Source organism: Psychrobacter sp. 1U2 (assembly GCF_051847575.1).
In genome coordinates, this window is sequence record NZ_JBPYDC010000951.1 from 1 (window position 1) to 761 (window position 761).

2 protein-coding genes are annotated in these 761 nt (G+C 42.2%); both read right to left on the reverse strand.

All coding sequences use genetic code 11. From position 1 onward, the window contains the following. A partial coding sequence (locus tag ACS8FD_RS19740) for an amidase family protein (protein ID WP_439277115.1) occupies window positions 1-293 on the reverse strand: 293 nt, incomplete at its 3' end. 40 nt (window positions 294-333) lie between these two features. Next, a partial coding sequence (locus ACS8FD_RS19745; protein WP_439277116.1) for a LamB/YcsF family protein occupies window positions 334-761 on the reverse strand: 428 nt, incomplete at its 5' end.

Genomic DNA, 761 nt, shown 5'->3' on the forward strand with positions numbered 1-761 from the left:
CCAAAGGTCGTCATCATATCTTTGGTTTCTATCTGATCTTTTACAAGCACCGGTACGCCATGCAACGCCCCAACAAACTCTCCTGTTTCTGCAAAATGTGAATCAAGGCGATCGGCTTCATCGAGCGCGAGTGGATTAATAGTAATGATAGAGTTAAGAGTAGGACCAGATCTGTCAATGGCTTCGATTCGGTCGAGGTATGCTTCAACCAGACCTCGAACAGTAAGCGATCCATTCTTAAGGTGCGTCTGCATATCAGCAATAGTTAATTCTTCAATTTCGAGATTTTTCATGATGATTTTCCTTCTTCCTTGAAATTATTATTAATGAAAGTTAAGGAGCCGCTACCTCGATACCCGCGTTATCAAGAGCTGCTCGTACTGCTTTTATCAGTGAAAGGGCGCCTGGAGTGTCACTGTGAATACATACAGAATCGAATTTAACCGTTAATAGCTGGCCATTAATTGACTCTACTTCATTATGCTGGCAGGCACGTAATACTTTTTGTGCCACAATCTTAGGATCAAGTGGCTTGATCTTGCGCACAAACACAAGATTTCCTTCATCGTCGTAATCACGATCTGCATAAAACTCATGCACTCTATGTAACCCAGCATTTTTTGCTGCATGATCAATTGTTGTGTCTGCCAAGCAGTAAATAGCTAAGTTGGGAGCGACAATTGCTAGGGCAGAAGTTAGCTTTTCAGCAAATTCTTCATCTCGTGCTGCGTGCATAAATAATGCGCCATGCAGTTTGAAAT